The sequence below is a fragment of the Thermus sp. genome (assembly GCF_039793865.1).
Lineage (GTDB): Bacteria > Deinococcota > Deinococci > Deinococcales > Thermaceae > Thermus.
This window is the reverse complement of record NZ_JBAMMI010000028.1, coordinates 1-9,027: the sequence shown is the minus strand read 5'-3', so window position 1 is coordinate 9,027 and position 9,027 is coordinate 1. Positions and strand designations below refer to the sequence as shown.

General features: G+C 73.2%; 2 protein-coding genes. Both read left to right on the top strand.

Annotation, left to right across the window (positions count from 1 at the left end):
- Positions 1 to 7,872, top strand: a 7,872-nt coding sequence (locus ABJK26_RS02665) for a translocation/assembly module TamB domain-containing protein (protein ID WP_347240679.1), incomplete at its 5' end; no start/stop codon positions are given.
- Positions 7,873 to 7,884: 12 nt separating this feature from the next.
- Positions 7,885 to 8,916 (top strand): L-threonine 3-dehydrogenase, encoded by a 1,032-nt coding sequence (gene tdh / locus ABJK26_RS02660; protein ID WP_347240678.1) that lies wholly within the window; start codon positions 7,885 to 7,887, stop codon positions 8,914 to 8,916.
- Positions 8,917 to 9,027: the final 111 nt, after the last annotated feature.

The window sequence follows — 9,027 nt, the reverse complement described above, 5'->3', positions numbered from 1 at the left end:
GGCCTCCGCCTGCGGGAGGTGCGCCTGCTGGGCCCGGACCTCTCCTTGGAGGCGCGGGAGGTGGACCTGGCCTACGACCTCCTCGGGCTCCTGAGGCGGGAGCTTCCCCTCTCCCTTGCCCTGAAGGGGGCCACCCTGCGCCCCACTTGGGAGGCCCTGGTCCCGGCGAAGCCGGGCCCGCCCCCGGCCCTAAGGGTGGTCTTCCGCTCCCTGAGGCTTGAGGACACCGAGGTGGAGCTTCCCCGGGGGAAAAGGCTCTTCCTCCCCCCTTTGCGCCTCACCCTTCTCGGGGAAAACCCCTACCGCTTCCTGGCCCGGCTTCCCGGGGGGAGCTTCCGGGGGGAGGCCCGGGCCCTTTCCCCGGACCTCGCCGCCTGGGAGGTGGGCTTTTCCGGGGGGGTGCGGGGGCTTTCCTTCTTCTACGAGGGGCTTAAGGGGGGAAGGCTTTCCGGCGCCTTGCGGCTTGGGCCCCAAGGGGTTTCCGGGGAGGCCCAGGTGCGGGAGGGGGCGGTGGAGGTGGTGGGCTTTCCCCTTGAAGGGGTGGAGGGAACCCTCCGCCTGGAGGAGGGCCGGGTGGAGGCCCGCTTCCGGGGGCGGGGCCTCGAGGGGCCCGTGGCGGCCACCGCGGAGGTGGACCTCGGGGCTCCCCGCTACCGCTTCCGGGTGGAGGGAAGGCCGAGCCTGAGGGCCCTCGCCCTCCACTACGGCCTCGCCCTTCCCGTGGAAGGGGATGGCCGCCTTGTTCTGGAGGGGGAGGGGTGGGAGGCCTTGCGCCTCCAGGGGTCCTTCGGGGGGGAAGGAAGGCTTCTTGGGGAGCCTTTTCGCCACCAGGGCACCCTCTCCTTCCGCAAGGTCTTCGCCCTGGAGGCGCGGGTGGAGGGCCGGCTCTTTGACCGCGCCTACACCCTGGAGGCGGGGCTTGAAGGCGGCCGCTACTGGGGCCGCTACCGGGACAGCCTGGGGAGCGCCCTCGCCCTCTCTGGGGAGGGGAGGCGGTACGAGGGGAAGGGGCGGGCGGCCTGGCCCAAGCCCCTGGAGGGCCTCGCCGCGGTGCGCTTCCGTGGGGAGGGGAGCCGCTACCGGGTGGCGGTGGAGGGCCCTGGGGCCCGCCTCCCTCTCTTTCCCCCCTTGGACCTCTCCGGGGAGGTGGTGGGGGAGGGGGAGAGGGTTTCCGGCCGGGTGGGCCCCCTGGCCCTGGCCGGGGCCTGGAGCGACCTCGCCCTCCGCCTCCGGCCCACGCCCCTCCTTGTGGGGCAGGTGGAGGGGGAGGGGCGCCTCCGCGGGGGGCGGCTTCTCGCCGACCTCCGCTACGCCTCTCCCTACGCCGCCTTCCCGGTCCGGGTACGGCAGGGGGAGGGGGGCTTTTTCCTGGAAAGCCCCTACGGGGAGGGGAGCTACCGGGGAGGCGTTTTCGCCTTAAGGCTGAAGGGGCTTCCCCTCCGCCTTCTGGACGAGGCGCGCCTTTTTGGGGAGGCGGTCTACCGGGAAGGGGCGCTTTCCGGGGCCTTGCGCTTGGAGGGGCGCTACCTCGAGGTCCGGGCCCGGCTTAGGGGCCTAGGGGCGGACCTGGAAGGGCGGCTTTCCACCCCGCTGGGGAGCCTTCCCCTTTCCGGGGCCTACGAGCCTGAGGGGGGCCTTAGCCTTTCCGCCGGGGGGCTACGCCTCACCTATCGGGAGGCCTTAAGGCTTGCGGGGGAGGCGGCGCTTGGGGAGTTCCGGCTCTGGGCGGACCTGGCCTACGGCGAGGGGTTCTCGGGGTGGGCTCACCTGGAGGGCCCCCTGGGGCTTCGGGGGAGGCTTTGGGGGGAGGGGAGGCGGCTTTTCCTCGCCCTCTCCGGCCCCGTGGAGGGGGAGGGGGAGGTCTACCCGGGCCTCGGCCTCGAGGGCCGGCTCCTCCCCCCCTGGCCCGAGGGCTTCTCCGCCCCGCCCCTCGCCTTCCGCCTGACCCGGGAGGCCCTGGAGTTCCCCGGGGTGGGGCGGGTGGAGCTTTCCGGGCGCTACCCCTTCCGCCTGGCCCTCCCCTTCCGCTACCGGGGGGTGGAGGGGCGGCTTTCGGCCCAGGGGGACCTAGAGGGGGGGTCGGTGGCCCTTTCCACCCCCTTCGGCGCCCTCCGGGGCGCGGGGGCCTGGCGGGCGCTCGCCTTGGAGGGGTCGGGGGACCTCGCGGCCCTCGGCCCCTGGACCCTTAAGGGGGAGGCGGACCTTTTCGCCCTCGCCTACCGGGGCGAGGCCGCCCTTTCCCGGGCGGGCCTCGCCCTGGAGCTTTCCGGGAAGGGGGCGGCCTTGCGCTTTACGGGCCGGGCGCCGGGCCTCGCCCTCGCTGGGGGGTACGGGAAGGGCCTTGCCTTGCGCCTCTCCGCCCGGGGGTACGACCTCGCCCCCTTCGGGCTTCCCGCAAGGCTTTGGGGCGCCTGGGGCCTCGAGGGGGGGAGGCTTCGGGTGGAGACCCCTTACGGCCAGGCGGTCCTGGAGGGGACGGAGCTTTTCCGGACCCGCCTCTTGCTGACCGGCCCCTACCTGGGGGGGGAGGGGGAGGTCTCCCCGGAGGGGCTTTCCTTGCGCTTTTGGGGCCGCTACCGGGCGGGCGGGGTGGTTGTGGAAGGGGAAGGGGAGGGAGGAGGCCCCTGGGGGGCCCTCCGCTTCCGGCTCGCGGGGGAGGCCCGGGTGCCCTACCTGGAGCCTTTGCCCTTCCGGGGCGGGGTGGAGGTGGCGGACGGGGTCCGCTACCGGCTCCAGGGTCCCCTTTCCCTCGAGGGGGAGGGGGCGGGGTACAGGGGGAGCTTTCGACTTCCCTTCGCCTTCCTGGGGAAGGCGGGAGAGGTGCGGGGAAGCTTCCAAGGGGAGGGGCTTCGCCTGGAGGGCGCGGGGGACGGGGTTTTGGGGGAGCTTCCCTTCGCCTTCCGGGGGGGCCTTGGGGAAGGGCCTTTCCTCGAGGTCCGCTACGCCGGGGGGGAGGTGGCCCTGGAGGGCGGGACGGTGCGCCTCGCCCTCGCCGAGGTGGCCCCCCTGGCCCAGGCCCTGGGGGTTCCCCTGGAGGGCGCCCTCGAGGCCCGGGTCTCCCTCCGGGGCGAGGGGGAGGGAAGGGCCCTCCTCTCCTACGGGGGCGAGGCCCTGGAGGCCACCTACCGGGGCACCCTCCTCCGCCTCTACCTGCCGGGGCGGGACCTGGGCCTCGCCTGGGACTGGAAGGAGGGGGAGGTGCGGGGCCTTGGGGGGCTTAGGGGGGAGGGCTTCCTCCGCCTTCCTAAGGGGGAGGCGGGGGGCGAGTTCGCCTACCGGGGCCTTCAGGTGGCCCTTTCCGGGCGGCTAGAGGACCTCGCCCTCAGGGCCCGCTACGACGCCCTGGGAGAGACCCTCCTCGAGGCCCGGCTGGACCTCCTGGCCCTGAGGGGCGAGGGAGAGGTGCGCCACGCCTCGGCCTACGCCGAGGGCCTGGCCCGGCTCACCTGGGAGGGGAGCCGCTACGCCCTGGAAGGCCGCCTAAGGGGCCTAAGGTACCTGGAAGAGGAGGGGCCCTTCTGGCTCAAGGGAGAGGGGGCCCGGGTGGAGGCCCGCTGGGAAGCCCCCCTGGCCCTGGGGGCGGGGTACGAGGGAGGCTTGCGCCTTTGGGCCAAGGGGGTGGGGGAGGTCCTGGGCCTAAAGGTGCGGGCCGACCTCGCCTACGGGCCCGAGGGGTACCGGGGCGCCCTGGAGGCTAGGGGCCGGGGCCTCCTCCTCTTGGCGGAGGGGCGGGGACCCTTGGGGCTTCGCCTCCTGGGGGAGGGCCTCCCGGGGAGGCTGGAGGCGGAGGCCACCTTGGAGGGCTTTAGCCTCCAGGGGGAGGCCCGGTACGCCTACGCCCTGGGCCAGTCCCGCCTTCAGGCCCAGGCCCGCCTCTCGGGAAGGCTTCCCGAGGTGGCCTTGGCAGGGGAGGGGGCCTTGGCGGGCGAGGGGGAAAGCCTGCCCTTCCGCTTCGCCTACCGCTACCGAGGTGGAGCGCCGGACCTCGCCGGTCTCGTCCTCCGGGCGGAGGCGGAGGGGGTGAACCTGGCCTTGGAGGCGGGACGGCTTTCCCTGAGGCTGGACCGGGACCTCGCCCCCTTCGGCCTCCCCTTCCGCCTCAGGGCCCAAGGGGAAGGCACCCTGGAGGCCCCCATCGCCCTCGCCCTGGAGGGGAAGGAGGGGAGGCTTTCGGGGCAGGCTTGGCTTTGGCCCCTCCGGGCCGAGCTTCGGGGGGAGGTCTACGGGGAGCGGCTGGAGGCGCTTTGGACCGGGGGGCTTTCCCTCCGCTTCCTTGGCCCCCACCTCTTCGGGGAGGCCCGGTACGGGGAGGGGCTTTCGGGGCGGCTCGTCTTCCGCTACCCCTTGCCGGGCGAGGGGCTTCGGGGAGAGGTGGACCTGGGGCGGGGGACCCTGGGCTTGGCGGGGGAGGGGGCCTGGCGGGGGAGGCTGGAGGGGAGCTTCTGCCTGCCCGCTCCCTTAGGGCCCTGCCCGGGGCTCAGGGCGGAGCTTGGGGGGGAGGTGGCCTACGGGGAGGTGGCCTTCCGCGGGGTCTACCGCTACGCCGCGCCCGAGGGGTACCTGGGGGAGGTCGTGGGCGAGGGGAGGCTTGCCACCCCCTACGGGGCCCTGAGGCTCCTGGGGCGGGGCTTGGGCCTGGACCTAAAGGGGGAGGGCCTGCCCCTTACGGGGCGACTGGACCTTTCCCCCTTCCGCCTGGCCTACCGGTACGCCGGGGCCCTGCCCTTGGGTCTTGGGGAGCTTCGGGCCGAGGGGGTCTACCCCGGGGCCTGGCTTTCCGGGACCTACCGCTATGGGGAGGTGGCCCTGGCCCTGGAGGGGCTTCCGGGCTTCCGGGTGGGCCTTTTTGGGGAGGGCGTGCGGGGGGAGGTGGGGCCCGGGGGGGTTTCCCTCCTCCTGGAGGGCTTCCGCTACGGGCCCCTTGGGGTTTCCGGGCGGGTGGAGGGGCCCTTTTCCCGGGTGGGCCTGGACCTCGTCCTTGCGGCCTTCGGGCGGGAGGCCAGGGCGGTGGGGGGCTACGGGGAAGCGGGGCTTTCCCTGGCGCTTTCGGGGGACCTCGAGGGGCGGGTGGCCTGGCAGGGGGCCTGGTCGGGGCGGGTGGCCTTTCAGGAGGGGTGGGTGGCCCTCTCGGGGCGGGGGGTTCCGGAGCTTGAGGGGGAGGTCTTCGGGGAGAGGGTGCGGCTTCTTTGGCCCAGGCTTTCCCTGGGGGGGCTTTGGCTGGACCTCGCGGCGAGGCGAAGCGGGGGCGAGGCCAGGCTCGCCCTCCTCCCGGGGGGCCTCGAGGCCCGCGGGGAAGGGGAGGCCCTCCTCCTCGCCTACCGGGTGCCGGGCCTTGGGCTTCCCCTGGAGGGGCGGGTAGGGCTTGGGGACCTCTCCTTGGACCTCACGAGCCCCCAAGGGGAGGGGGGCCTCCGCTACTCGGGGGGCAGGGTGGAGGGGAGGCTTTCCCTGGACCTCGGGGGGCTGGCCCTCCTCCTCCAGGGGCAAGGGGACCGGGTGGCCCTTTCCGGGGAGCACCCCGCCTCTCCTTGGTGGGCGGCGGGGGAAGGCCGGCTGGAGGGGGAGGTGGACCTCCTTGGGGCCTACCGCCTCCGCTACCGGGCGGGCCCCCAGACCCTGGCCCTGGAGGGAAGGCTCCTGGAGGCCACCCTGCGAGCGGAAGGGCCCTACCTCGCCGGGGAACTCCGCTACCCCGCCTCCGGGGAGCTCCGCTTAGACCTCCCCCTTCCCCCCCTGGAAAGCCGCTTCCAGGGCCGGATAGGGGGGGAGGGCTACGGCGTGGAGGGGACCCTGGCGGGGGGCGTGGGACGCCTTCAGGCCAAGGGGCGGCTTCTCCCCTTGGAGGGAGAGCTTTCCCTGGAGGAAGCCGCCCTGGAGGACTTCCTGGGCCGCTACGCCCCCTACCTCAAAGGGAGGGTTTCGGGGCGGCTCCTCCTTAAGGGCCTGGAGGCCCAGGGCGGGGTGGAGGGCCGGGTGGAGGTGGCGGGGACCGCCCTGCCCCTCCGCCTCCAGGGAACCCTGGGGCCGGGGCGCGCCCGGGGCGAGGGGAGGCTCGGGGACACCTCCTTCCGGCTGGACCTAAAGGAGGGCCAGCTGGACCTAAGGGCCTCCCCCCGGGCCTTCCCCCTCCACCTTCTTTTGGCGGCGGTGGCGGGGCCCCTCGAGGGAGAAGCCTACTGGACGGGGGAGGCGCGCCTCCGCCTTCCCTTGGCCGAGCCCCTTTCCGGAGAGGGGGTGCTGGTGGGGGAAAGCCTGGTCTTCCGGGGGGGCGGGGACGAGCTTAGGGGAAGGGCGGCCTTCCGCTACCAGGGGAAGAGGCTTTACGTGGATTACCTCCGCCTTTCCGGCAAGGGCTTTTGGGAGGGCGGGGGGTACTGGAGCCCCGAGGGGAGCGACCTCCACCTCGCCCTGCGGGACACCGTCTTCACCCCCGTGCTTCAGGTGGTGCCCGCCCTCAAGCCCTACCGGCCCGAGGCCTCGGGAACCCTCCTCGCCGAGCTGAAGCGGGAGGGCTTCCAGCTCGCCTTCCAGGACTTCCGCTTCCGCCTGGGGCCCGTGGCGGGCTACCTGCCCAAGGGCCTCCTCGCCCTGAACGAGGGGGCCAGGGCGGAAGGGGAGCTCTTCTTAAGCGCCCCCTTCCCCGGCCGGGGGCGGCTTGGCCTCGAGGGAAGCCTCACGGACTTCCGCGTCGTCGCCAAGGGAACGGTCTCCCTCCCCGGGCTCAAGGAGGACACCCCCGCGGAGGTGGCCTTCCGCTACCCCGGCTACCGGGTGGAGGTCCGCCTGGGGGAGGCCGAGGCCCAGGGCACCCTCTTCCCCCTGCGCCTCGCCGGGTACGGCCGCCTTCCCCTCTACTACCCCCAGTACTACCTGCAGGAGGGCCTCCTGGACGTCAAGAGCTTCTTCCTCTACGAGGAGAAGGGCACCTATCACCTCACGGGGAACGCCGAGGTGGTGCGGGCCCGCCTGGCCTTGCCCGAGGGGAGCCCGCGCCAGCTCAAGGAGGGGGTGGCGGTGGGGGAGGCCCGGGCCCCTTTGCCCCTCTTCTTTGACGGGGTGCGCCTCTACGCCGAAAGGGGCGTCCTGGTCCAGGAAAGCCTGGCCCAGGGGGAGCTCAAGGGGGAGGTCTACCTGGGTGGGAGCTACCAGGACCCCTTCCTCACCGGGACGGTCCAGGCCCTCTGGGGCACCTCCCGTCTTTGGGAGAGCCTCTTCGCCCTGGACCCCGCCTTAAGCTACCTCCGCTTCCGGCCCGACCGGGGCCTCCTCCCGGAGTTCGCCCTGAAGGCCCAGGCGGAAACCCGGGGCTACAAGGTGCTCTTGGAGGCCGAAGGGGAGTTCCTCCGGGAAGGGGGCCGGGTCAAGGTGCGCCTGACGCCCCGCTTCACCTCCGAACCCCCCCTCACCGAGCCCGAGATCTACGCCCTCCTCACCCTGGGGACCCCGGACGTAGCCCGCCTTGCGGAAACCCTTCCCCAGGCGGCCTTGGGGGCGGCCCTGGAGAGCGTGGTGCTGGGCCAGCTGGAAAGGGAGCTCTCCCGTGCCCTGGGCCTGGACCGCTTCCAGGTTCAGGTGCCCGCCTTCCAGGGCGGGGCGCTGGAGGACACCCGCTTCTCCATCGGCAAGTACCTGAGCCCCCAGCTTTTCCTGGGCTACGAGGTGGACCTAAGGGGGGAGCAGACCTTCTCCGCCCAGTACCGCAGGGACGGCCTCACCTTTGCCCTCTCCTCCACCTTTTTGCCGGGGGACGGGAGGCTTGGCCGCTTCGGCTTCGCCCTGGGCTACGACCTCGCCGAGGCTTTGGGCCTGAGCCTTGCCCTCGAGGCCAACGACGCCGTCCGCTTCAGCGTGGGCGCGGCCTACCGGTGGTAGCATGGCCCCGGTATGCGCGCCCTCGCCAAGCTGGCCCCGGAGGAGGGCCTAACCCTGGTGGAGCGCCCCGTGCCCGAGCCGGGCCCCGGGGAGATCCTGGTGCGGGTGGAGGCGGCGAGCATCTGCGGCACCGACCTCCACATCTGGAAGTGGGACGCCTGGGCGAGGGGGAGGATCCGCCCGCCCCTCGTCACCGGGCACGAGTTCAGCGGGGTGGTGGAGGCCGTGGGCCCGGGGGTGAAGCGCCCCCAGGTGGGGGACCACGTCAGCCTGGAGAGCCACATCGTCTGCCACGCCTGCCCCGCCTGCCGCACGGGGAACTACCACGTCTGCCTGAACACGAAGATCCTGGGCGTGGACCAGGACGGGGGCTTCGCCGAGTACGCCCTCGTGCCTGCGGAGAACGCCTGGGTGAACCCCAAGGACCTCCCCTTTGAGGTGGCGGCCATCCTGGAGCCCTTCGGCAACGCCGTGCACACGGTGTACGCGGGGAGCGGGGTCTCGGGGAAGAGCGTCCTCATCACGGGGGCGGGGCCCATCGGCCTCATGGCGGCCATGGTGGCCCGGGCGAGCGGGGCCGGGCCCATCCTGGTCTCCGACCCGAACCCCTACCGCCTGGCCTTCGCCAAGCCCTACGCCGACCGGCTGGTGAACCCCTTGGAGGAGGACCTCCTGGAGGTGGTGCGCCGGGTGACGGGAAGCGGGGTGGAGGTGCTTTTGGAATTCAGCGGGAACGAAGCCGCCATCCACCAGGGCCTCATGGCCCTCATCCCCGGGGGGGAGGCGAGGATCCTCGGCATCCCCTCGGACCCCATCCGCTTTGACCTCGCCGGGGAGCTCGTCATGCGGGGGATCACCGCCTTCGGCATCGCCGGGCGGAGGCTCTGGCAGACCTGGATGCAGGGCACCGCCTTGGTCTACTCGGGGAGGGTGGACCTCACGCCCCTCCTCACCCACCGCCTGCCCCTTAGCCGCTACCGGGAGGCCTTCGGCCTTCTGGCCTCGGGCCAGGCGGTGAAGGTGATCCTGGACCCCAGGGCCTGAGGCCGCCTTTTTCGGGTCAGGGGAGAGGGGGCGTGGCCCCTCTCCCCCGTTTAAGGTTTTTGTAAGCCCCCCTGAGGAGGATGGAGGTAGGGACCCTAGGGGTCCCGGAAA